Below are 21,823 nucleotides of genomic sequence, written 5' to 3' on the forward strand. Positions count from 1 at the left end.
TCCATCACCCATGGATCCTAAAATGACTCAGCACTTGAATCACTTCATCGAAGGCGCATCCTGCGAATCCTCCGACGGTCATCGCATCGAGCTCGTCAACCCCGTGACAGAACAGGTGTACGGCAGCTCCGCGCGCGGCACGGCTGCGGACGTGGACCGAGCCGTGAGCGCAGCGCTCGCTCAACTGGAGCGTGGCGCCTGGCGCCAGCTCGATGGTGCCCAACGCGGTCGCCTGCTGTTGAAACTGGCTGACCTGGTCGAACGTGATGCCGAGTACCTGGCCGATCTGGACGCCGACACCATCGGCCGCTCACCGCTCGAACCACGTCGAATGGACCTGCCCAACGTGCTCGCCAACCTGCGCGCTGCAGCCGGCTGGGCCAACCAGCTTGAAGGACGCACCATTCCCAGTGGCGGCTACTTCGGCACCCCGACCCTCTCCTACACGGTGCGCGAGCCCGTGGGCGTGGTCGGTGCCATCGTTCCCTGGAACTCACCACTGATGATTACCGTCTGGAAGCTTGCGGCTTTGCTGGCTGCTGGTTGCACCGTGGTCATCAAGCCCTCGGAAGAAACACCACAGTCGGCCTTGCACCTGGCCGCACTGGCTAAGGAAGCGGGTTTCCCGGACGGCGTGATCAACGTGGTCACCGGCTACGGCACGGAGGTCGGCCGGGCTTTGTGCGAGCATCCGCACATCGCCAAGATCAGCTTCACCGGCAGCCCCGAAGCCGGGCGTGAGATCCAGCGTACCGCCGGAGTGCTGTTCAAGCACGTCTCACTGGAACTGGGCGGCAAGAGTCCACAGATCGTCTTCGACGATGCCTCCTTCGACGATGCACTGCGCGGCTGCTCGCTCGGTCTGTTCGCCAACCAGGGCCAGATTTGTGCCGCCGGCTCACGCATTCTCGTACAACGCCACATCGCAGAGCGTTTCGCCGCAGCACTTGCCGATGCGGCACGCGCCGTCAAGGTCGGCGACCCTCGCCAACCCGGCGTACAGATGGGGCCGGTGGCCAAGAAAGCGCAGTTCGATCGAGTCAATCGTTATATTCAACTGGGTATCGACCAAGGCGCCTCGCTACTGGCCGGTGGCGTATCGTCCCCTGAGCAGGGCTGGTTTGTCCGGCCGACGATCTTCGCCAATGCACGCAACGATATGGCGATTGCCCGGGATGAAATCTTCGGACCGGTCGGCACGCTGATCACGTTTGACAGCGAAGAGGAAGCGATCGCTCTGGCCAACGACTCCAGCTATGGCCTGGCGGCCACGGTATGGACCACTGACCTGGTGCGAGCGCACCGCGTCGCGGCGGCGATGAAGGTCGGTGCCGTCGGTATCAACTGCTGGAGTCCGCTGGACGCCAACCTGCCCTGGGGCGGCGTCAAGACCAGTGGTATTGGCCGTGAAGGCGGATTCGGCGGCGCACTGGCCTACACCGAGGAGAAGGTTGTCACGGTATTGGTGCCCACCTGAGAACCACCCGAGCCCTGACACTCCCCCCTCAACGCCTGGTGCCATAGAGGGGGGCATCCCTGATGCCCTGATGATCAAAAGAGAGACTCCGATGAGCTCCACAAATCAAAAAACCATTGATCGGTATCCGACGTCCCTGCGGCTTTTGCATTGGGCACGTGCCGTGCTGATTGCAGGTCTGCTCTGGGTGGGCTGGCATATGACCGGACTGAATGATGAAGTGGCGAGCAAATACACGCTTTATTACCCTTGGCACAAATCCTTCGGCGTGTTGACGTTTCTGCTCGTCCTGGCGCAGATCGCCCTGCGCTGGCGAACCCCGATCCTGCCCAAGCCGCCACTCACGCTGGCCGCACATGAGCGATTTTTTTCGCAACTGGTGCAGCGTGCCATGTATGTGCTGATCGTGATCGTGCCGTTGATGGGCTACTCGATGTCGAGTACCTACACCCTGAGTGATGGGGTGTTCTTTTTCGGGGTGAACCTGCCGGAGCTTCTGGCGAAAAATGACGATTGGTTCGTCGTCTTCCAGTGGCTGCACAAAGTCTGTGCCTACACCCTGCTGGTACTGATCCTGGTGCATATCACGGGTGCCCTCAAGCACCGCTTTTTCGACAAGGACCCTCGCAACGATGTGCTTCGCCGCATGCTTTGACCTGACCGCCTGGCTTGCTCCCTGAACAGGAGCAAGCCTTGTCATGACCCCCGGATTGCTCAGGCATCCTGTAACGCACGTGGACGATGGCTACGCGCTTCGGCCTCCGGCGCCTTGGCGGCCTGCAAGTGGAAGTCGAACGCCAGCTCGGCAAAACGTTCGCCTTGCACGCCACGGTCACGCGCCGCCGCCGCATCCTCGACAAAACGCAGATCACCGATCAGCCCGTCACGGGTGGCATAGGCAAAGTCATCCCACAGGTACTGGTCACCGGCAAAGTTGATCTGCGTGGTCAAGTGACGGTGCCCCGGCGCCGAGATAAAGAAGTGCACGTGCGCCGGGCGCTGACCGTGGCGGCCGAGCTGATTCAGGCACTCCTGGGTCGGCCCGCGAGGGTCGCAGCCATAACCCGACGGCACGATGGAGCGCGCACGGTAACGGCCCTCGGCATCCGTGACGATACGTCGGCGCAGATTGTACTCGGACTGGGTCGAGTCGAAGTACGAGTAGGTACCCTGGGTATTGGCGTGCCAGACATCGACAACGGCACCGGCCAGCGGCTTGCCGTCGGCATCGAACACCTGGCCCTGGAGGAACATGACCTCGCCCGGGGAGACACCATCGTCCATGCGCGCTTCGCCTTGCGTCAGCGGCGCACCGGCCACATACAACGGGCCTTCGATCGTACGCGGGGTGCCGCCGGTCAGGCCGGCTTCAGTGTCTTTGGCGTCCTGCAGCAGATCGAGGAAATGCTCGATGCCCAGGCCCGCCGCCAGCAGGCCGGCCTCGTTACGGCCACCCAGGCGATTGAGGTAGTCGACTGCATGCCAGAACTCATCCTCGGTGATTTCCAGGTCTTCGATCAGCCGCGCGGTGTCCTGCAACACGCGCAGGATGATCTGCTTGAAGCGCGGGTTGCCTTCGGCATGGTTCAGCCCCGCCACTTCCTTGAAGAACGATTGAATCTCGGCAGTTTGGGAAATTTTCACGGTCATCATGCTTACCTCATATTTGTTTTTGTCGAGTACACGGGTGCAAATCAGCGGTCGTCGCTGTGAATCGAGGAAGGATGTCGGCACAGGCCGTTCACCTCGATGTCCATGTAAGGAAACAGCGGCAACTGCATCAAGGTATCGTGCAGCGCCTCGACGCTGGGCACATCGAACACACTGTAATTGGCGTAATGCCCGGCAATGCGCCACAGGTGGCGCCAAGTCCCCTCGCGCTGCAGGCGCTGGGCCAGTTCCTTTTCATCGGCCTTGAGGCGAGTGGCCTTGGCCGGCTCCATGTCGAGCGGCAGTTTTACGGTCATCTTCACGTGGAACAGCATGGGTGGACTCCTTGCTTTCGATACAGTTTTCAGCGGCGGGCGAAGCGCTCCAGGCGCTGCTCGTCCAGGGTCAGGCCAAGGCCCGGGGTACGTGGAATATGCAGATGGAAGTCGTGATAGCGTGGCGGCTCGTTGACGATTTCTTCGGTCAACAGCAATGGGCCGAATAGCTCGGTGCCCCAGGTCAATTGGCGCAGGGTGAGAAAGGCATGGGCCGAGGCCAGGGTACCGATGGAGCCTTCGAGCATCGTGCCGCCATATAAGGCGATACCGGCGGCTTCAGCGATGTGCGCGGTACGCAGCACAGCGCGCGGTCCGCCGTTCTTGGCTATTTTCAAGGCGAAAATGCTCGCAGCGCCATCGGCGGCCAGGCTGAAGGCGTCTTCGACGCTTTCGATCGATTCGTCGGCCATGATCGGCGCGGGACTGCGTTGGGTAAGGCGCACCTGACCGCTGCGGTTGATGCGCGAGATAGGCTGCTCGATGAGGTCGATACCGTTGTCGCCAAGCACCTGGCAGGCGCGGATAGCCTGGGACTCGTCCCAGTACTGGTTCACATCGACCCGCACGCTGGCGCTGTCGCCCAGCTCGCGCTTGATCGCCACCACATGCTTGAGGTCTTGCTCTACCGGGTTGGCACCGATCTTCAGCTTGAATACCCGGTGACGGCGGATTTCCAGCATATGCTGGGCTTCGGCGATGTCACGGGCGGTATTACCGCTGGCCAGGGTCCAGGCGACCTCGAGGCTGTCACGCACCCGCCCACCCAGCAGCTCACTGACCGGCAGCCCCAGGCGCTTGCCCTGGGCGTCGAGCAAGGCCGTCTCGATACCCGACTTGGCAAAGGTGTTGCCCTTGGCCAGTTTGTCCAGCTTGAGCATGGCGGCGTTGATATTGTCTGCCGGCAGGCCGATCAACGCTGGCGCCAGGTGCTTGTCGATATTGGCCTTGATCCCCTCTGGGCTTTCGTAGCCATAGGCCAGGCCGCCGATGGTGGTGGCCTCACCGATGCCGACCACGCCATCGCTGCAGCGCACGCGCAATACCACAAGGGTTTGCTGCTGCATGGTGTGCATGGCCAATTTGTGCGGACGGATGGTCGGCAGATCGACGATAATTGCGTTTATGTCTTCAATCAGTGCGTTGGTCATTGGTGCCACGTCTCGTCAGGCAGGGCTGCAAGTCACAGACCCCACTATGCATTTACTTGATTAATCAAGCATTGCGCGAGACGCTAGCACTCGTCCAATATCATATGAATCTTCCACCATACCCTGGAGGTCTGATGGAGCTTCGCCACCTGCGTTACTTCAAGGTCCTGGCCGAAACCCTCAACTTTACCCGCGCCGCGCACCTGCTACATATGGCTCAGCCGCCGCTGAGCCGGCAGATCAGCCAGCTCGAAGAGCAGCTCGGCACCCTGCTGGTGGTACGCGAACGTCCGCTGCGGCTGACCGAGGCGGGTCGGTTCTTCTATGAGCAGACCTGCACCGTGCTGCAGCAGTTGGAGAGCATCAGCGACAATACTCGCCGCATCGGTCAGGGTCAGCGCCAATGGCTGGGCATCGGCTTTGCCCCCTCCACCCTGTACACCGTGCTACCGGATCTGATCCGCGAGCTGCGTCAGGATAGCGAGCTGGAGCTGGGCTTGAGCGAGATGATCACCCTGCAGCAGGTGGAGGCGCTTAAATGCGGACGCATTGATATCGGCTTCGGGCGCATTCGCATCGATGACCCGGCCATTCACCAGCAGGTGTTGTGCGAAGACCCGCTGGTTGCCGTACTGCCCAAGGGGCATTCGCTGGCGGGTAATCCGCTCAGCCTCGCGCAACTGGCTGGCGAGGCGTTCATTCTCTACCCGGCTAATCCTCGGCCCAGTTATGCCGACCATGTAATGGCCCTCTTCGCTCACCACGGCATGAGCATTCGCGTCAGCCAGTGGGCCAACGAGCTGCAAACCGCCATAGGGCTGGTGGCGGTCGGAGTGGGAGTGACCCTGGTACCGGCGTCGGTTCAACAGCAGCACCGCACCGATATAGAGTACGTCAGCCTGCTCGACCGCAATGCGGTCAGCCCGATTATCCTCAGTCGGCGCAAAGGCGATGTGAGCCCGATCGTACAGCGCTGCCTGGCATTGATTTACGCGCAGGCCATTACAGATGGAACCGGCCCACTTCCTGTTTGAGTCCTAGCGCCAACTGATTCAGATCACTGCTGGTACGCATCAGGTCTTGCACGGACAGATTGTTCTGCTCGGCCATCTGTGCCGATCGTTCGACATTACGTGCGACGTCCTGACTGGCCACTGTCTGCTCACGCAAGGCCAGCGAAATCTGTTCGACGACCACGAGTACCTGGCCAGAGCTTTCACTGATTTCGGTAATCGCCTTGCCAGCCGATTCCGCCATTTCCACTCCCTGGCTGACCTCCATCACACCGCTGCGCATACTCTCCACCGTCTCGCGGACACCGGTCTGGATCTTGTCGATCATGCTGGCAATTTCCTTGGTCGATTTGCCAGTGTTCTGCGCCAGCAACCGTACCTCATCGGCCACTACGGCAAAGCCGCGGCCTTGCTCACCGGCCCGAGCAGCCTCAATGGCAGCGTTGAGGGCAAGGAGATTGGTTTGATCGGCAATGCCCTGAATGACGCTGATGATGGTCGATATCTGCTCGGAATGCTGGCCCAACTCGGACACTTTGCTGGACGCATGCTGCACGGTCTTCGCAATACCGTTCATGCTGGTCAGTGTGTTCTGGATAACGGTGGACCCATCCAGCGATTGCTGACCAGAGCGCTGAGCGAGTCCACCGGCTTCGCCCGCGTTATTGGATACATGGTTGATACTGACCGTCAGTTCTTCAACCGTGGCCGCCATCGCGGATGCTGAGTTTGATTGTTCACTTACCGCGCCGGACAGCTGCTGCGAAGCCCCGGAGATCTGCTGCACGGACTCAACCAATTGAGTGGCGGCTTGATTGATCTGCTGGATCATTTCCCGTAGGCGAGTTTGCATACGATCGAATGCCTTGGGCAGTTCATCGCTGCTGCTGGTATCAATCACGGTGTCCAGTCGACCTTCGGCAACTGCCGTCGCCGCGTCTATCGCCAATTGCAGGCGGGCGCGAGTGGTACGGCCTAAACCATAGGCCAGGATGATTGCCAAAAAGGCAGCGGTCAAACCACCGACCACCAGAATCATAATCGCGTGATCCTTGGCGTCGTTCATCTCTTGAGTCCGGATTGCCAACAGCGATTCTTCGGCCTGCGACAGTTCTGCCAGGATGCCGCGCATGCCATCCATTTTGGCTTTGTCGGCGCCACTGCTTATGCGCTGAGTGAGGGCGTCATCGGAGTTGCCACTCTGTGTCAGTTGACGCCGTTGCGCAATGATCGAATGAATGTCGTCGTCCAGCCAACGTGTTTGTAACTGTGCCAATGAAGCCAGTCGTTTCTGTTGCTCGGCGTTATCGATTGTCAGTGCTTTTAACGCCGCCAAGCTGCTGGAAAACTTGGCTTCGCCAGCGATCTGAGGTTCAAGAAAGCTGTCCTTGCCAGTAATGGCGAAGCCGCGCATGCCGGTTTCGATATTGATCAACTGCTCAAGGGCAATCTGGGACTGAGTTAACACCTGGTAACTGTGAACATTGCTGTTGATTGCGTTGTCGACCTGCCCAAAACCACGATAGGCGCTGAGGACCAGGATACCTAGCAGTACCACGATGATGGCGAAGCTGAGGTAGAGCTTTTGGGAAATACTGAGTTTGCTATACATACGTATGCACTCGAATAGTGGAGCATCCTTGGTCCGGGCTTTTGGTTTTTTTGCAAAGATGCACTAACACTATATAGGCGTTACCATTTTTTCGGCTGTTTCGGGCGAAACTTGAGGGCGTCTTGCAATGCCACCGGTTGAACAGTGGAAACTTTAATTACCTGCTCTTTCCCGGACAGCAGTTTGTCCGAGATTGATCACTACCAGGATGTTTCATCTTGCGCACATCCTGGCAGCGTAAGCTCTTTCTGTCCTCCCCCAACCAGAGCCGAAAACCTTGACCTCCTCGTTCAAAACCATCAGTTCCCTCCTCGGGAACGCTTTTGCACTCGCCTTGATCGCACCCTGCGCCCTGGCCAGCACCTTCGTTCATCCGGGCGCTCTGCATACCCAGGCAGACTTCGATCGCATGAAGACCCAGGTGACCCGACAGGCGCAGCCATGGGCCGATGGCTGGAGCGTACTGATCAGGAATCCGCACGCGTCCCTGAACTGGAAACCCCGAGCCCAGAGCGTGATTTACCGGGGCTACAATGGGACCGACAAAGAGAACTACTCACTGCTGTTCAACGACGCGGCGGCGGCGTACGCCCTGGCCCTGCGCTGGAAAATAAGCGGTGACATCACCTACGCTGAGAATTCCATCGCCATTCTGGATGCCTGGGGCAAGACCCTGACCAGGATCGACGGCACCTCCGACAAGTTCCTGGCGTCCGGTATCTATGGCTATCAGCTGGCCAATGCAGCAGAAATCATGCGCACCTATCCAGGCTGGCCCGCGCAGGATTTCGACCGGTTCAAGCGCATGATGCTCACCGTGTTCTATCCGATGAACCACGACTTCCTCACCCACCACAACGGCGCCAGGATCGATCACTACTGGGCCAACTGGGACCTGGCCAACATGGACTCGCTCATCGCCATCGGCATCCTGACGGACCGTCGCGATCTCTATGACGAGGCCATCGAGTACTTCAAGCACGGCGAAGGTAATGGCGCCCTTGATCACGTCGTGTGGAAGCTCTATCCGCAGGGCCTGGGACAGACTCAGGAAAGTGGCCGCGATCAGGGCCACAACACGCTCAATGCCGCCGAGTTGGGTGCGTTCTGTCAGATGGCCTGGAGTCAGGGCGATGATCTGTACGGCTACGAGGACAACCGCGTCCTGAAAGGCATTGAGTACATAGCCAAATACAACCTGGGGCAGGACGTGCCTTATACCCCCTACCACAACAGCGACGTGACCCAGAACGTGATTGCGGACAAGGGCCGCGGCGACACCCGCCCGGTCTGGGAGCTGTTCTACAACCACTATGTGGTGCTCAAAGGCCTCAAGGCCCCCTACGTCACGGCTGCCGCCGAAAAGGTTCGGCCAGAGGGCGGTGGCGGCAACTACGGCCCCAACAGTGGCGGGTATGACCAACTGGGCTACGGCACCTTGACCTATACGCTCAAAGCAAAGCCATGAGGCGGTGTGCTCGTCATCCCCTGACGGGTGACGAGCAAGTGGCTGGCCACTCACTGTTCAAGCTTGCCCGGGCGCCGTAAGCCTTGACCACGTTCCGTTATCAACCACGCATGGCTTTCCAGGCGCCCTCAAGCGTCGGTGCTGGACACAGGCCTCACACGACCAAACAACAACGTATAGAGCACCGGCACCAACCCCAGCGTCACCAGGGTACCGAGCGCCAGCCCCCCCATGATGGTGATCGCCATGCCTTTCCAGAGCGGGCCGGCGAACAGCATCAGCGGCACCAGGCCAACGATGCAGGTCAACTTCGTCATCACGATGGGCCGCAGGCGCATCACCGCGGCCATCACCACGGCGTCATGCAGTGACACACCGTCCGTTGACTGTGCCTCGATGCGTTCGAGCAGCAACACCGCGTTGTTGACGATGATTCCGGCCAGCGAGAGCAGGCCGAAGGTCGCCATGAAGCCGAACGGGTACCCCGTGAGCAGCAACGCCACGGCCACGCCGATCAGTACGAACGGCACACTGGCGACGACAATGAACAACTTGCGGAACGAATTGAACTGCCAGATGAACAGCAGCAGGATCGCCACCAGGGCGTGCGGCAGGTATTTCAGCAAGGCCTGGTTGGCCGCCGCCGCATCTTCGATTTCCCCGCCCAGCTCGATCCGGTAACCGGCAGGCAGATTCAGGGCCGCCACCTGGGGAGCCAGGCGCTCGACAATCGAACTGGCCGTCAATGACGGGTTATGCCCCACCACGGTGATCGCCCGTTGCAGGTTGCGGCGCTGAAGGGTCGAGGGCTCGAACTCGCTGCGTAGCGTCGCAATCGCGGACAGGGGCAATGCCGCCGCACCGTTGGCCGGGAAGATCAGGGTGCTGCCCAGATCCAGTCCGGACGAACCGGTCTCGCGGGCGACGATCGGCACCACCGTCTCGCCATCCTGCAACGATGACACCTGGATCCCGTCGTTGCGCAATTGCAGGGCCTGGGCGATATCCGTACTGCCGACGTTGGCCAGCCGAGCCTTGTACGGGTCGACCTGCACCGTGTAGCGCGAAAGACGGGTGCGCCAGTCGTTGTGCACGTCCTCGGTGCCGGGCAAAGCCAGCAACGCCGCTTCGAGCTTGCCGGCGACCTCGCGCAGCACCGCTTCATCCGGACCGATCACCCGATAGATCACCATGCCGGCCTCGGTACTGCCCATAGAAAAGCGCTTGGGCTGTGCTTCGACTTCCGGGTGCTCGCTCAACAGGTAGCGGCGCGTGCGCTCGATGACCGCGTCCAGGTCGGCGCCTTCGCGAACACTGACCGTGAAGTAGGCAACCTCAGGGGCCGGCAGCGGCGGATTGAGCCCCAGAACGATACGCGGCCCACCGCCGGCGACATAACCGATGCTGTCCAGGACATCACGGTCACTGCTCAGCCAGCGACTGATCTCCCGCACCGCCTGCAACGTCGCGCTGGAACTGCTGCCCGGCTCCAGCGTGAGCGGAATCTGGAACTGCAGGCGATCCGACTTCGGCAAAAAGTCATAGGGCACGTGCATCAGCACGACGACCGCTGCCGCCAGCAGCCCCAGCATGCCGGCAAGAAAGCACTTGGGGTAATTCAGCAACGCGCCGATCAGACGACGATAGCCCCGGTAGAACCTCGAATCGTAATGGTCCGAGTGCCCGTGGGACTGCACCCTGGTGGGCGCCTTGGCGAAGTAGCAGCACAGTAGCGGCGTCACTGTCACGCTGAGCAGCCAGGACCCGAGCAGCGTGATCGCCAGGACCGTGGCGAGTGAGCGCAGGTATTCATTGGTGCTGGTCTGGCCCAGAAAAAACGGCGAGAACGCCAGCACGATCACCAGGGAAGAGGTCAGCAACGGAATCATCAGGGTACGCCCGGCCTCTTCGGCCGCCGAACGTCGATCCTGCCCGAGGTGCATCCGCCGCTCGATGTCTTCGGCGATGACAATTGCATTGTCGACCAGCAGGCCGAGCGCCAGGATGATCGCCGCGATCGACACGGTCTGCAGTTCGACCCCCACCGCGCGCATGACAATGAGGGAGCCCAGAATGGTCAGCGGCACGATGGCGCCGACCACCAGGCCGGTGCGCCAGCCGAGGAAGAGCATGACCACCGCCATGACGATCACCACGGTCTCTGCCATCACATGCTGCATCTTCTGCATTTCGTGATGAACCACATCCGGCTGGAACGTCACCACGTGCAGGGCGAAGTCCGCCGGCAACTGACGCTCCAGTTCCGTCAGACGAGCACGCAGTGCCTTGCCGAACGCCTGCATGTTACGGCCCGACTGCATCGAAACCGCCAACACCACGGCATCCTGGGCCTGATAGACCGCTGCCGTCTCCGGCGGATCGGCAGGCCCCACCGAAACCTTGGCGACACTCTGCAACGGCAGCGTCTCGCCATTGGACAATCGCAGCGGCAACTGTCGAAGTTGCATCTCGCTGAGCACTTCACCGGACACCGTCAGGGTGGTGTTCTGCCCACCCAATACCGGTGTTCCGCCCATGGCGATGACGTTCTGCCCCTGCAGTTGCTGGACCAGTTGCTGGACGGACAAGCCCACAGCAGCCAGGCGCTGGCGATCAAGGTCGACGTACAGCCGCTCATCCTGCAAGCCATACAGCTCGATCTGCTCGACACCTGGCAAGGCGTAAAGCTGGTTGCGCAGACGTTTGATCGGCCCGCGCATTTCCCCCATGCTGTAGCCCGGCGCAGTCACTGCCACCGAGGCCACCGTGACCCGGCCGAAATCATCATCGACGAACGGCCCCTGGGTCCCGGCAGGAAAGCCCGCACCGGCCTCGGCGGCCTTGTTTCTGACTTTCAGCCAGAGCGCTGCCAGGTCCTTGATTTCGTCGTAGGCCGTGACCTGGATGATCACGCTGCCAGGTCGCACGGTGGTGACCAGGTTCTTGATCTCGGGCAACTCACGCAGCTTTTCTTCTGTCGGTCTGGCCAACAGCTCTTCTGCCCGTTCGACCGGCAGCCCGTTGAAGGCAATGCTCACCAGCGCATCGCGGACGGTGACCGAAGGCTCCTCCTGCGAGGGAAAACCGAGGAAGGTCAGCACCCCGACCAGCAGAATCAGCAAGGCGGCGAACAAGGTCAGGCGACTGGAGCTGATCGCACTGCGGGTAAGGCTCATGGTTCAGTTCCCGATCAGGCGAGTGGTGGGTTGGAAAACGCTGACCGACTGGCCATCGGTAATGAACGAAGCTCCGGCGGTGACCACCCATTCGCCTCGCTCCAGGCCGCTTTCGAGCAGCGCCCGCCCCTCCTCTACCCTCACGATCGACACCGGCCTGCGGACGACTTTCTGCTCCGTGGGCAGGTAGACATAGACATAAGGCTTGTCCACCCCCACCCACAGGGCCCGCTCGGGAATAGACAGGACAGGTGAAGTCTGAGGCTTCAATTGCACCAGCACCGTGAGGTCACTGGGGAGGGCCGTGGACGACTCCCGGACCTTGAAGATGCACAGTTGCGTCAGGCCGTTGGCGGCCCTCGGCGAGATGCCCTCAAGTACCAGGGAGAACCGCGTCTGGGATGAATCGGCGCGATAGGCCAAGGCAAGATCGCCCGGTTGGAGTTTGGCCGCTGCCTCCACGGGTAACGACGCCACGACCTGCTGGTCGCCGGCGGACTCCAGTTCCAGCACCACTTGCCCGGCCCCCACCTGGGCATAACGGTCTGCCCGGCGTGACACCACACGACCGGAGAACGGTGCGATCAGCCGGCTGCGCTCGAGTTCGCGTTGGGCCAGGGCCAGATCGGCTTGTGCCCGGCGCCTTTCGGCCTTCGCCTGCTGATCGCTCTCGCTTGCCTGCTCAAGTACGCCTTGCGAAACGCTGCCCGCCGCGAACAGACGTTGTTGGCGTAGCAGGTTGCTGGCCCGCTCGACCGCCTGTGATTGGCTGGCGTCCAGCCTTGCCCGGGCTTGCTGCAGGCGAAGCCGTGCCGGTTGCAGATCCAGGCTCGCCAATACCTGCCCGGCCTTGACCGTGTCCCCCACCTCGACGAACAGCTCGACCAGTTGCCCACCGGGCTCGAAAGCCAGCTCGGCACGCTGACGTTGACGCACGGTACCGGTGAACACCGCGTCATGGCCCTGGAACTCGGTGACCGCTTCGACCTTGACCGCTCGCTTGACGGGAACGACCACGGGCTCCTTTGCGAAGCAGCCCGACAACGCCAATGCACACAGCAGCAAAGCCAACCCGCCGAAAACGCCAGGGCCCGTCGCGCAGCCACGCGATGACAGGATTACAGGGATCATGATGAGGCTCCGGTATCAGGGTGGGATTGAGGTGCGGCGGCATCCGTACCACTGAGCACGCGATAGATGTCCAGGCAATTGAACAACGCGTCGTAACGGGACTGCCTCCATGCCAGTTCGGCCTGGGCCAGACGGATGGTGGAGGTCAGCAACAGGCCGCGATCGGCACCGCCAGCCGCCACCGCGAAGGACAGGCGACGGGCCTGTTCCTGCGCCAGGTCGTGCAGGTCGGTTTCACTGTGCAGGCGCTCCAGCACCTGCTGCCGCCGGGTCAAGACATCGGCGACTTCACGAAAGGCCGCCTGGACGGTCTTCTGGTAGTTAGCGACGGCTATCTGCCGGCGCACCTCGGCCAGATCCAGGTTGGCCTGGGATCGCCCGCCATCGAGCAGGGGCAGCGTCACCTGGGGCGAGAACAGCCAGGCGCCGCTCCCGGCATTGAGCAGATGCCCCAGGCTGTCACTCGCCACGCCGATTCCCGTGCTCAGCCGAATGGCCGGAAAGAACGCCGCCCTGGCCGCACCGACATTGGCATTGGCGGCCTTGAGCGACTCCTCGCTCTGGCGCACGTCGAAACGCTCCAGCAAACGCTGGGACGGCAGGTCGACCAGCCAGCCGGGCGTACTCGGCGCCAGCGCCAGGGCCGCGTCGGAGACCGGCGGTGCAGCCGTCCAGTCAGCCCCATAGCCGCTCAGCAGCGCAAGAGCCTGGGCAGCGCGCGAATGCTCGGCGATAGCCGCCTGCAACTGGCGTTGGGCGCGCAGCACCTCGCCCCGGCTCAACGCCACATCATCGGCGGACAACGCCCCTTCGCGTTGCTGCTCCTGGGCCATGCGCAGCAGCCCCTGGCGAGCCTCGGCGATACGCCGGGCATCGGCCTGCCGGGCACCAGCCTGCTGTTCGAGCAGGTAGGCGCGGACGATCTCGATCAACAAAGTACGGCGCGCCGCCTGCTGACCCAGGGTCGTGGCCAGGTAGTCATGACGAGCCGCCTCGGAGAGGTTTTTCACCCGGCCGAAGAAATCCAGTTCGAAGTCCGAGACCCCGAGAGAGGTGACACTCAGGTCCTGGCCATAACGCTCATCGGCCGCCGCGTTGTCGAAATGCTGACGATCACGCTCAAGGCCAACGTTCAAGGTCGGACTACGGTCGGCGTCGCTGACACCGTACAGCGCCCGGGCTTCGAGCACACGCAGGCCCGCCAGCTGGAAATCACGATTGAAACCGAGCGCCAGCAGCACCTGTCGGCGCAGTTGCCCATCCGGTGCCAGCTCCGCCAACAGGGTCTCTTCATCGGCGTACAAGGTCGCCGGCACCACCGCTGCGGGGGTTGCAACCATGCTGTCACCCTGCTGGCGTGGCACCGCCAGCGCCGGTCGCTGGTAGTCTGGAGCCAGGGAACAAGCCGCCACCGCCAAGGCAAGCAGCAGCCCGCAACAGCGCTGTGGGAGACGTCGGATAGACTTGGACAAGGGCGTATGGGTCAGCATAGGATCGCTTCGCGACAATGAGGTCTGCGAGCCATCCTATGGGCCGACTTTCAATGAATCGTTCGCAAAATATCAAGATTTGATCAAGAGGCGTCCCCCGTGTCAGGAAAACGTATTCTGGTCGTCGAGGACCATGCCGACAGCGCCAGTATTCTGGAGGCCTACCTGCGGCGCGATGGCTTCGAGGTCGCGCTGGCCGAAGACGGGCAACGCGGTATCGACCTGCACCGGCAATGGAAACCCGACCTGATCCTGCTCGATATCATGCTGCCGAAAGTCAGCGGCACCGAGGTGCTGTCCACGGTCCGCCGCAGCAGTGACACGCCGGTGATCATGGTCACCGCCATGGGCGACGAACCGGAAAAACTCGGTGCATTGCGCTACGGCGCCGACGACTATGTGGTCAAGCCCTACAACCCCAAGGAAGTGGTCGCCCGTGTCCATGCGGTGCTACGACGCTCGAACAGCAGCGCCAGCAATGACCGCCAGCTGTGCTACAACCGGTTGCGGGTGGACCTGGAGGCGTTCACCGCGTCCATCGACAGTGTCGGCGCCGCGCCGATCCTGCTCGACCTGACACCCACCGAATTCAAGCTGCTCGCGACCTTGCTGGCCACGCCAGCCAAGGCCTTTACCCGTGACGAACTGCTGGAAATCTGCCTGCCGGAGAGCGACGCCCTGGCCCGGGTCGTCGACACCCACGTGCACAATCTGCGGCGCAAGCTTGAAGTCCACGGGATCGTGGATGTGCTGGTGACCGTTCGTTCCATTGGCTACCGATTCAGGTGATGGCGTGTCGAGAGACTTGAAAATGAAAAGGGTCCGCCTGTGGCACTGGGTGGGCCTGCGCATGAGCCTGCTGGCCATCGGTGCGGTGCTGGCCATCGCCTTCGCCATGTGGGTGCATTTCACCCTGGCAGACCGGGCGATGCTGCAGACGATCCCGTTGCCTGTGCAAGCCGAATTCCAGCAACTGCGGGCCGACCCACAGCTCAACCAGGCCAGGCTCTGGCAGATCCTGAGCGAGTATTACCCGATCGACAACTTCCTGGGGGGCCTGGGCAACAGTGACTGGCTGTTGCTCTGGCTTTTGGTGGCGGCGTCCATTCCGCTCATCCTGCTGTTCGGCTTCCTGTTTTCACACCCGCTGTCACGGCAGTTTTCCTCCATCGCCCAAATGGCCCGTCATGTTGCCCAGGGCGACTTTTCGACCCGCCTGCCGGCCAATGAAAAGGCCCCCGACGAGCTTCAGCGCCTGATAGGCGACTTCAACAGCATGACCACCCAATTGCAGGGCTACGAACAGGAAGTGCGTGAGTCCAGCGCGATGATCGCCCACGAATTGCGCACACCCCTGAATGCCGCCCTGGGGCGTGTCCAGGGCATGCTGGACGAGGTCTTTCCCCGAGACCTCAACCAGTTGGAACGGGTCAAGCGCCAACTCGACCAGTTGAACAAACTGGTGGACGACCTGCACCTGCTGTCGCTGGCCAAGGCTGGCCAACTGGTGCTGGACAAGACCCGGTTCAACCTGGGCCAGCTCGTCCATGAACGCCTGAGCTGGTTCAACACGCAATTGCACAGCGCGGGCATCGAGCCCGAGGTGCTAATTCCCGCAAGCCTGCGGCTGCGAGCTGACAATGGACGCATGGGACAAGTCATCAACATCCTCATCGACAACGCCCTGCGTTACGCCACCCCAGGTGGCGAACTGCAGATCAGTGCGCTCACGGCCGGCACCTCGATCATCCTCAGCGTCGCCGACCGCGGCCCCGGCATCGATCCCGCAGACGTGAACAATATCTTCGACCGTTTCTGGCGGGCCGAGCGCTCCCGGGCCCGCCACAGCGGTGGCAGCGGCTTGGGCCTGTCGATCGCCAAGGCCATCTGCGCAGCGCATGGCGGCAGCATAGCCGTCGCCAATCGCGTCGGCGGCGGCGCGGTGATCCGGATCGAGATGCCAGCCTGACTGATGCAGGCTATGCCGAAAACGGCTAAGCACCGCTAGCTCGCCGTCCTGGCCAGCGTAACGTCACTCCCTCTCTGCAAGCCCCCACAATCTACCTGCCTCGGCCATGTCGAGCATGTCTGCCTGACCAACCTCGGCGGTGTCCCCGCGACGATGTGCAGCCATGGCCATTTCGACCAACTCTCCGGCGGCGAGCACGACGGATTTGTGATCATCACCACCGACGCACAAGGCGTTATGGTAGACGTCCATGATCGGCGACCGGTGGTGCTTTCGCCGGGTCTGACGCTCGCTACAGAGGTCACCGCCTATTCACGAGCCAGGCCTTTCAGAAAGCCCCGAGAGAGGATTGAGCCGTGACGACGCCATACTTCACCAGCACAACACTGGCTGCGGTGCTGGTTGGTTCTGCCATAGGTTTCTCCGGATAAAAAAGCCCGGGGTACAGGGGCAAAGACGCATGAAGGAGCGCTGCTGGATCTGGACCTGATTAGACCCAATCAGGTTGCGAGGGATGGATTCGAACCACCGACCTTCGGGATATGAGCCCGACGAACTGACCGTTGCTCTACCACGCAATGAGTTGGAATGTTTCCGGGAAAGCAATCAGAGATGACTTTCCTCGGCGACACTTGAAAAAGCTCGGCAGATGCCGAGTTTGAGAAAAATGGTTAGATTCTTCTCGATTCCTCGGGATACGGATGGCAACGACCGAACAGTAATTGTATTGGGTCGTTGCCAACATAGCGTCTCAACCCTCTTTCGAACTAGGAGGGCCTGCGGCCGCCTTTATGCCAGCAAATCGTATGTCAACGACATGACGGTAAGTGGCGAGGTTGAAGTCGTTGCGGAGGTTACCACCCACAGCCCCCAACCAGCAGGGACTCGAAGAGGATACGGCAGGACTACCTCAGAATTTGAGCCAGGCGTGCCGTTACCATTTGCGCTGAAGATCAGAGCGACACTGAGGTCGCCGCCATCGGTAGGAGCTACAGGGCCAGCGTACAGGCTTGTGGACGCATTGGACGGGCAGATGTTGCCGGTTTGGATAATCAGTCCCGCTGGATTAGCCGATGGAGCAACCACAGTGGTTACACCCTTAATCGAACGAGAGTCAAAATTCGCAACGTGTCTACCAATTGTTACAGCATTCATATTTTCACCTATTGAGTCGAATGATTGTTCGCGGAGGATTCCGCTCTCATGTCGCTCAAAGGCGATCGCTCAAGGCTCGGGGCCTTCACATGATTCAACGTCCCGCACCGGGAGCATTTAATCTGGAGCTCAGTAAACCCGCCCACTCGGGCGAGTAATCTTTTGCACTTACCGCATCTGCATTCTTTTAACATCTGCAAAGCCTTAGGGATTCTGCTAGGCTCCGCCCCGCTCGCGCGAGCAGTGGGGGCCTTGGCTGGCTTGCAGGTCTACTCTGCTTGTTGGCGTCTCCTTTGGGTGTGCCAGCCCCCTTCGGAGTCGCCCTCATTTTTCCGCTGTCTCGTACTGAAATAAGTTTACACCTATTTCAGTCTCAACACGCCCGATGCACCGCATCGGGCGTGTTGTATTTCAAGGCCAGATGCGGCCGTTCCTCATTGTAGATCAATACCGACTCATCGACCATTTTTACTGCATCTGCCAAATTTTTAGGGCGACGGAGTAAGAACTCGGTCTTCAAAATCCCGTTTACTCGCTCGGCCATAGCGTTCTGATAGCAGTCAGAACCATCCGTCATCGAGCACCTGATGCCATGCTTCGTATGCAACCGCGATACAGGTCGGAGCAGTACTGGGCGCCACGATCTGAATGATGAATCAGTCCCTGCTCGGTTTCTCGCTCACCCACCGCTTTTTCAAGTGCCTTGATCCCCGAGTCTGTATGCAGGCTTTCATGCACATGATGGCCAACGATCTTGCGTGAGTACGCATCGGTTACAAGGCTTACGCAAGATGGAAAACAGACGGTTCTACCGACGCACAACGACGCAGTAGCTTCGGCCCTCATCAAGATTTGACCAGACGCGCGATGCAGCTGGGGTTCCGAAATATGATTTCCAGATGAGGGATCTTCGGGCAAAGGCGGCTACTGACAAGTTCGAATCGAGCAGCTATATCACGCCAGTCAGAGATCAGCTTGGGCACACCACTGTCGTGATGACGGAGAAATATATCCGAAATCTGATAGGCAAGAAGGTCTCGCCAACCAGGTGAATTGCGGCAAGCTTCTAAAATTGCGGCAATTCACAATATGCTAATGACAGCGAGAAATCTCTCTAAGTCATTGATTTAAATGGTGCCGAAGCCGGTATCAAACCATGTTCTAATCAATTGAAAAATAAGGAAAATTTGAGTTCGATAATTTTTCCTACCTCTTTCAGTACCCTGAAGGTGACTCATCTGGATTCAAGGCCTGGCGCTAGCGCTGCATCTGCCTGAGAAAGAATTCAGCCATGAGCAGCTTTCGATAATTTGTTTATTCGATGATTGCTAGCTGGAGAGGAAACGAGACCCGAAACAAGCCGCTATCTCCCTGAAAAACCAGACGGTTTGTGATCACAGAGGGGCCGGTCTGTACTTGATAGTGTACTTGCGGGCGCTGAGAGGCAAGCCAGACGCGGCCTGACAGTGTGTCGAGTTGCTTCACTGGCCCCAGCCGTCCGCCAACCATTCAGGAATGTCCCGCGCACCATGCAGCACACGCCACACATCGATGTGGTCGTCACGCTCAACGTAGAACACCAGATAGGGGTAGCGCTTCAGCGGCCAGCAGAGCAAGCCAGGCAACTCGAGTTCATGGGCTTAGCGAGAGAGCCCCGAGGCCGGGTGACGACTGATATGGCTAAAAGCGCCTTCCAGGGCATCGATAAAACCGAGTGCTGCCTGTTCGGCCTGCTCATCCAGGGTAATAACGGATGGCCTCCTCGACATCCTGATGGGCCAGCGCTCGCGGGATGACCGGCTTGTCCTTCATCCTCGAGCGGTCCGCACTCGGGTGCGCAAGGACTCGAAGTAGTCGCCATCCACCGGAGCCGTTGGCGACGAGGCCGCCCCAGCCAACAGCAGACCGCGCAGTTGCTGCCGGTCCTGATCCTTGCGAATCAGTTCCCGAACGTATTCGCTGCTGGTGCTGTAGCCCCGCTAGCTTACCTGCTCATCGACAAAGGCCTTCAGGGCGTCCGGGAGAGAGATGTTCAGGGTGCTCATGGCTTTGTTCGTTTTTGACAAAATTTGCCAAAGTGTACACCCCCCCTGCCCCATCGACCTCCGATGGCATTGCCACGAGATAGTCAGGTGACAACTATACGAACTGTAGTGGCCTACTGACTGAACCCGCCCCCTGTAAGACAAACATTCTCGCCTAAAAAAGCATGCAGGGTTAGTTGGCCACTACAGTTGCACACGGAGCGCCGACCTCGCGTTTTGCGCATCACGCTCAGGAATGAGGTTCATGACCCTGAATAACGTGTACCTGGGCTGTTTTTCCCACCAGGCCAGATTGTAGCCACGAAGGCTGTGCATACCTTGATGAAACAGCGACAGCTGAGCGCATCGGCCTACCTCAATCGACACCTGGCCGGCGACTGGGGAGTACCTCGACGATGAAGACAAACAGAGCAACGAGTACGTGCTGGAGCATGGCCTACGGTTGTTCTCTGCGTATAAGACGGAGAACTTGGCAGAAATGTGGTGGTTTAATTTCCCCGGACACCTCGATAGGTGGAAAATGCATCTATCGAGGAGTTCTTCATGACCGACAAGCGCAGGACATTCGACGACAGCTTCAAGCTGCAAGTCGTGAAAATGATCACGGACCAGGGGTTGGCCGTTTCACAGGTTTGCCGGGATCTCAATCTGGTCGATTCGGCGGTTCGACGCTGGGTCCAGCAGTATGAGTCGGAGCAATTGGGGCAAGCCGGGATTGGTAAGCCGCTGACACCTGAGCAGCAGCGTATTCGGCAGTTGGAGCAAGAGAACCGGCAGCTCAAGATGGACAACGATGTCCTAAAAAAAGCTACAGCCTTCTTTGCTCGCGAGCTGAGGTGACCTACCGACTGGTTCGACAGCTGCAACAGAAGGCTTATTCAGTGGCTCACGTCTGCCGGCTGCTGAGCATCAGCCGTTCTGGCTTTTACGAGGCCAACAAACGCGCCCAAGCGCCGGCACCGATTTGCCCAGTCACGGTACAGCTCAAGACCTCGTTTAGCGAAAGTGGCGGCTGCTACGGCAGTCGCCCATTGCGTAAAGCCCTGCGCGCCAAGGGGATGGAGATAGGCCTTTATAAAGTCCGCCGCTTGATGCGAGCCAATGGTCTGCGCTCGGCCTGGAAGCGCAAATTTGTGCACACGACTGATAGCAATCACGATCTGCCGATCGCCGAGAATGTGCTGAATCGCCAGTTCAAGCCCGATGCGATGAACAAAGCGTGGGTGGCGGATGTGACCTACATCCGGACTCGCAGTGGCTGGCTGTACCTGGCCGTGGTGCTGGACTTGTTCTCGCGCAAGATCGTGGGCTGGTCCATGGCCCCGAACATGCCTACCGAGCTGGTATGCAACGCCATGCAACTGGCTATTGCCCAGCGCCAGCCGCCACCGGGACTGATCGCCCATTCGGATAGGGGCAGCCAATATGCAAGCACGAGCTACAGAGCGTTGCTGGAGCGAAATGGCATGCAACAGAGCATGAGTCGCAAAGGTAACTGCTGGGACAACTCAGTGATGGAGCGCTTCTTCCTGAGCTTGAAAATGGAGCGGGTGTGGCGGCGCGATTACGCCAACCATGGTGAGGCCATACGTGACATCACCGAGTACATCGTTGGTTTTTACAACAACGAACGGCTGCACTCGAAACTGGGATATCTGCCACCGACCGTTTACGAGCGGGCGATGGTGTCGAAATTACCTATCGAGGTGTCCGGAATTAGTTGACCACTACAAACCTGATGGAAGGTAAAAACGAAAAAACCCGCCAGAAGGCAGGTTTTTCGGGGGTTCCAGAGATCTTGTAAGCCTTCTCTGGAATCTAGGATGGTGCCCGAAGCCGGGGTCGAACCGGCACGTCCTTACGAACGGGGGATTTTAAGTCCCATGCGTCTACCAATTTCGCCATTCGGGCGGCAGCGCGGTGAAGCGGTCGACATGGCGGCAGACGCGGAGCCGGAAAAGCTCATGGCCTGACGATACCGATGTGACAAGGGCACGAATATATACATCCCCTCCCCCCGAAGCAAGTTCACCGGCGCCAATTTTCCGTATTCTGTACATTTCGCAAGCTTATGATTTTCAAAGGATTGCACGTTACCCAAGGCAGGCCGACGCATTACCGCAACACAGGCCGATAACCTTTCACGGATTT

The 21,823-nt window shown here is 60.0% G+C and carries 15 protein-coding genes, 2 tRNA genes and 5 pseudogenes; 9 read left to right on the forward strand and 13 right to left on the reverse strand.

Annotation, left to right across the window (positions count from 1 at the left end):
• Nucleotides 1–22 precede the first annotated feature (22 nt).
• Nucleotides 23–1,477 carry an aldehyde dehydrogenase family protein gene (locus tag BLU37_RS23900; protein WP_090209603.1) on the forward strand — a complete coding sequence of 485 codons (1,455 nt, stop codon included), beginning with the start codon at nt 23–25 and terminating at the stop codon, nt 1,475–1,477.
• Nucleotides 1,478–1,568: 91 nt separating this feature from the next.
• Nucleotides 1,569–2,132 carry a cytochrome b gene (locus BLU37_RS23905; protein WP_090209606.1) on the forward strand — a complete coding sequence of 188 codons (564 nt, stop codon included), beginning with the start codon at nt 1,569–1,571 and terminating at the stop codon, nt 2,130–2,132.
• A 59-nt stretch (nt 2,133–2,191) separates the two neighbouring features.
• Here the strand turns inward: BLU37_RS23905 and catA are convergent, their stop codons facing one another.
• From catA to BLU37_RS23920, 3 genes are read right to left on the reverse strand one after another with little or no spacing between them, the layout of a single operon-like run.
• A complete protein-coding gene (gene catA / locus BLU37_RS23910; RefSeq protein ID WP_090210996.1) occupies nt 2,192–3,127 on the reverse strand; it encodes a catechol 1,2-dioxygenase in 936 nt (311 codons plus the stop codon).
• Nucleotides 3,128–3,171: 44 nt separating this feature from the next.
• Nucleotides 3,172–3,462 carry a muconolactone Delta-isomerase gene (gene catC / locus BLU37_RS23915; RefSeq protein ID WP_010451081.1) on the reverse strand — a complete coding sequence of 97 codons (291 nt, stop codon included), beginning with the start codon at nt 3,460–3,462 and terminating at the stop codon, nt 3,172–3,174.
• A 29-nt stretch (nt 3,463–3,491) separates the two neighbouring features.
• Nucleotides 3,492–4,613, reverse strand: a complete 1,122-nt coding sequence (locus tag BLU37_RS23920; protein WP_090209609.1) for a muconate cycloisomerase family protein — start codon at nt 4,611–4,613, stop codon at nt 3,492–3,494.
• A gap of 134 nt (nt 4,614–4,747) precedes the next feature.
• Between BLU37_RS23920 and BLU37_RS23925 the strand changes: the two genes are divergently transcribed.
• Nucleotides 4,748–5,647 (forward strand): LysR family transcriptional regulator, encoded by a 900-nt coding sequence (locus BLU37_RS23925; protein WP_090209611.1) that lies wholly within the window; start codon nt 4,748–4,750, stop codon nt 5,645–5,647.
• Here BLU37_RS23925 and BLU37_RS23930 read toward each other — a convergent pair.
• Nucleotides 5,616–7,238: a methyl-accepting chemotaxis protein gene (locus tag BLU37_RS23930; RefSeq protein WP_090209614.1), complete on the reverse strand. Its 1,623-nt coding sequence runs from the start codon at nt 7,236–7,238 to the stop codon at nt 5,616–5,618. The two genes, BLU37_RS23925 and BLU37_RS23930, sit on opposite strands and share 32 nt — an antisense overlap.
• Nucleotides 7,239–7,572: 334 nt before the next feature.
• Between BLU37_RS23930 and BLU37_RS23935 the strand changes: the two genes are divergently transcribed.
• Entirely contained in the window at nt 7,573–8,706 is a 1,134-nt protein-coding gene (locus tag BLU37_RS23935; RefSeq protein WP_232000380.1) for an alginate lyase family protein, read from the forward strand.
• A 128-nt stretch (nt 8,707–8,834) separates the two neighbouring features.
• Here the strand turns inward: BLU37_RS23935 and BLU37_RS23940 are convergent, their stop codons facing one another.
• The 3 genes from BLU37_RS23940 to BLU37_RS23950 are packed head-to-tail and all read right to left on the reverse strand — an operon-like array spanning nt 8,835 to nt 14,503.
• Nucleotides 8,835–11,882 (reverse strand): efflux RND transporter permease subunit, encoded by a 3,048-nt coding sequence (locus BLU37_RS23940; RefSeq protein WP_090209621.1) that lies wholly within the window; start codon nt 11,880–11,882, stop codon nt 8,835–8,837.
• A 3-nt stretch (nt 11,883–11,885) separates the two neighbouring features.
• Nucleotides 11,886–13,013 carry an efflux RND transporter periplasmic adaptor subunit gene (locus BLU37_RS23945; protein WP_232000381.1) on the reverse strand — a complete coding sequence of 376 codons (1,128 nt, stop codon included), beginning with the start codon at nt 13,011–13,013 and terminating at the stop codon, nt 11,886–11,888.
• The gene (locus BLU37_RS23950; protein WP_090209624.1) at nt 13,010–14,503 is read right to left on the reverse strand and encodes an efflux transporter outer membrane subunit; all 1,494 of its coding nucleotides are present in this window, start codon (nt 14,501–14,503) and stop codon (nt 13,010–13,012) included. Before BLU37_RS23950 ends, BLU37_RS23945 begins: the two co-directional genes overlap by 4 nt.
• 99 nt (nt 14,504–14,602) lie before the next feature.
• On the opposite strand from BLU37_RS23950, the gene BLU37_RS23955 reads away from it, so the two are divergent.
• The 3 genes and pseudogenes from BLU37_RS23955 to BLU37_RS29575 all read left to right on the forward strand — a co-directional run.
• Nucleotides 14,603–15,292, forward strand: coding sequence for a response regulator (locus BLU37_RS23955; RefSeq protein WP_090209627.1), 690 nt, complete (start codon nt 14,603–14,605; stop codon nt 15,290–15,292).
• A 22-nt stretch (nt 15,293–15,314) separates the two neighbouring features.
• Entirely contained in the window at nt 15,315–16,472 is a 1,158-nt protein-coding gene (locus tag BLU37_RS23960; protein ID WP_090209630.1) for a sensor histidine kinase, read from the forward strand.
• 186 nt (nt 16,473–16,658) lie between these two features.
• Nucleotides 16,659–16,757 (forward strand): annotated as a pseudogene (locus BLU37_RS29575) (SOS response-associated peptidase family protein); the annotation flags it as partial.
• Between the two features lie 220 nt (nt 16,758–16,977).
• Here BLU37_RS29575 and BLU37_RS23970 read toward each other — a convergent pair.
• The 3 genes and pseudogenes from BLU37_RS23970 to BLU37_RS23980 all read right to left on the reverse strand — a co-directional run.
• A tRNA-Met gene (locus BLU37_RS23970) sits at nt 16,978–17,050 on the reverse strand.
• A gap of 585 nt (nt 17,051–17,635) precedes the next feature.
• Entirely contained in the window at nt 17,636–17,827 is a 192-nt protein-coding gene (locus BLU37_RS23975) for a Com family DNA-binding transcriptional regulator (protein WP_090209635.1), read from the reverse strand.
• Between the two features lie 173 nt (nt 17,828–18,000).
• Nucleotides 18,001–18,413: pseudogene (locus BLU37_RS23980) on the reverse strand (transposase); the annotation flags it as partial.
• Between the two features lie 62 nt (nt 18,414–18,475).
• On the opposite strand from BLU37_RS23980, the pseudogene BLU37_RS30045 reads away from it, so the two are divergent.
• A pseudogene (locus BLU37_RS30045) lies at nt 18,476–18,679 on the forward strand (integrase); the annotation flags it as partial.
• Nucleotides 18,680–19,108: 429 nt separating this feature from the next.
• Here BLU37_RS30045 and BLU37_RS23990 read toward each other — a convergent pair.
• Nucleotides 19,109–19,439, reverse strand: a pseudogene (locus tag BLU37_RS23990) (type II toxin-antitoxin system RelE/ParE family toxin).
• Nucleotides 19,436–19,672: pseudogene (locus tag BLU37_RS29580) on the reverse strand (ribbon-helix-helix domain-containing protein). The pseudogenes BLU37_RS23990 and BLU37_RS29580 overlap by 4 nt, the downstream one beginning before the upstream one ends.
• Nucleotides 19,673–20,215: 543 nt before the next feature.
• On the opposite strand from BLU37_RS29580, the gene BLU37_RS24000 reads away from it, so the two are divergent.
• A protein-coding gene (locus BLU37_RS24000) for an IS3 family transposase (protein WP_090209638.1) occupies nt 20,216–21,396 on the forward strand; the annotation gives its coding sequence in 2 pieces (ribosomal slippage) (nt 20,216–20,471 and nt 20,471–21,396; 1,182 coding nt in all).
• 100 nt (nt 21,397–21,496) lie between these two features.
• Here BLU37_RS24000 and BLU37_RS24005 read toward each other — a convergent pair.
• Nucleotides 21,497–21,583 (reverse strand) — tRNA-Leu (locus tag BLU37_RS24005).
• Nucleotides 21,584–21,823 lie beyond the last annotated feature (240 nt).

It is taken from the genome of Pseudomonas asplenii, assembly GCF_900105475.1.
Classification (GTDB): Bacteria; Pseudomonadota; Gammaproteobacteria; order Pseudomonadales; family Pseudomonadaceae; genus Aquipseudomonas; species Aquipseudomonas asplenii.

What these genes read in the sequence shown, in the direction of transcription:
- BLU37_RS23900 (WP_090209603.1), top strand. Translation starts at nt 23, where the DNA reads ATGACTCAGCACTTGAATCACTTCATCGAAGGCGCATCCTGCGAATCC.
- BLU37_RS23905 (WP_090209606.1), top strand. Translation starts at nt 1,569, where the DNA reads ATGAGCTCCACAAATCAAAAAACCATTGATCGGTATCCGACGTCCCTG.
- catA (WP_090210996.1), bottom strand. Translation starts at nt 3,127, where the DNA reads ATGACCGTGAAAATTTCCCAAACTGCCGAGATTCAATCGTTCTTCAAG.
- catC (WP_010451081.1), bottom strand. Translation starts at nt 3,462, where the DNA reads ATGCTGTTCCACGTGAAGATGACCGTAAAACTGCCGCTCGACATGGAG.
- BLU37_RS23920 (WP_090209609.1), bottom strand. Translation starts at nt 4,613, where the DNA reads ATGACCAACGCACTGATTGAAGACATAAACGCAATTATCGTCGATCTG.
- BLU37_RS23925 (WP_090209611.1), top strand. Translation starts at nt 4,748, where the DNA reads ATGGAGCTTCGCCACCTGCGTTACTTCAAGGTCCTGGCCGAAACCCTC.
- BLU37_RS23930 (WP_090209614.1), bottom strand. Translation starts at nt 7,238, where the DNA reads ATGTATAGCAAACTCAGTATTTCCCAAAAGCTCTACCTCAGCTTCGCC.
- BLU37_RS23940 (WP_090209621.1), bottom strand. Translation starts at nt 11,882, where the DNA reads ATGAGCCTTACCCGCAGTGCGATCAGCTCCAGTCGCCTGACCTTGTTC.
- BLU37_RS23945 (WP_232000381.1), bottom strand. Translation starts at nt 13,013, where the DNA reads ATGATCCCTGTAATCCTGTCATCGCGTGGCTGCGCGACGGGCCCTGGC.
- BLU37_RS23950 (WP_090209624.1), bottom strand. Translation starts at nt 14,503, where the DNA reads ATGCTGACCCATACGCCCTTGTCCAAGTCTATCCGACGTCTCCCACAG.
- BLU37_RS23960 (WP_090209630.1), top strand. Translation starts at nt 15,315, where the DNA reads ATGAAAAGGGTCCGCCTGTGGCACTGGGTGGGCCTGCGCATGAGCCTG.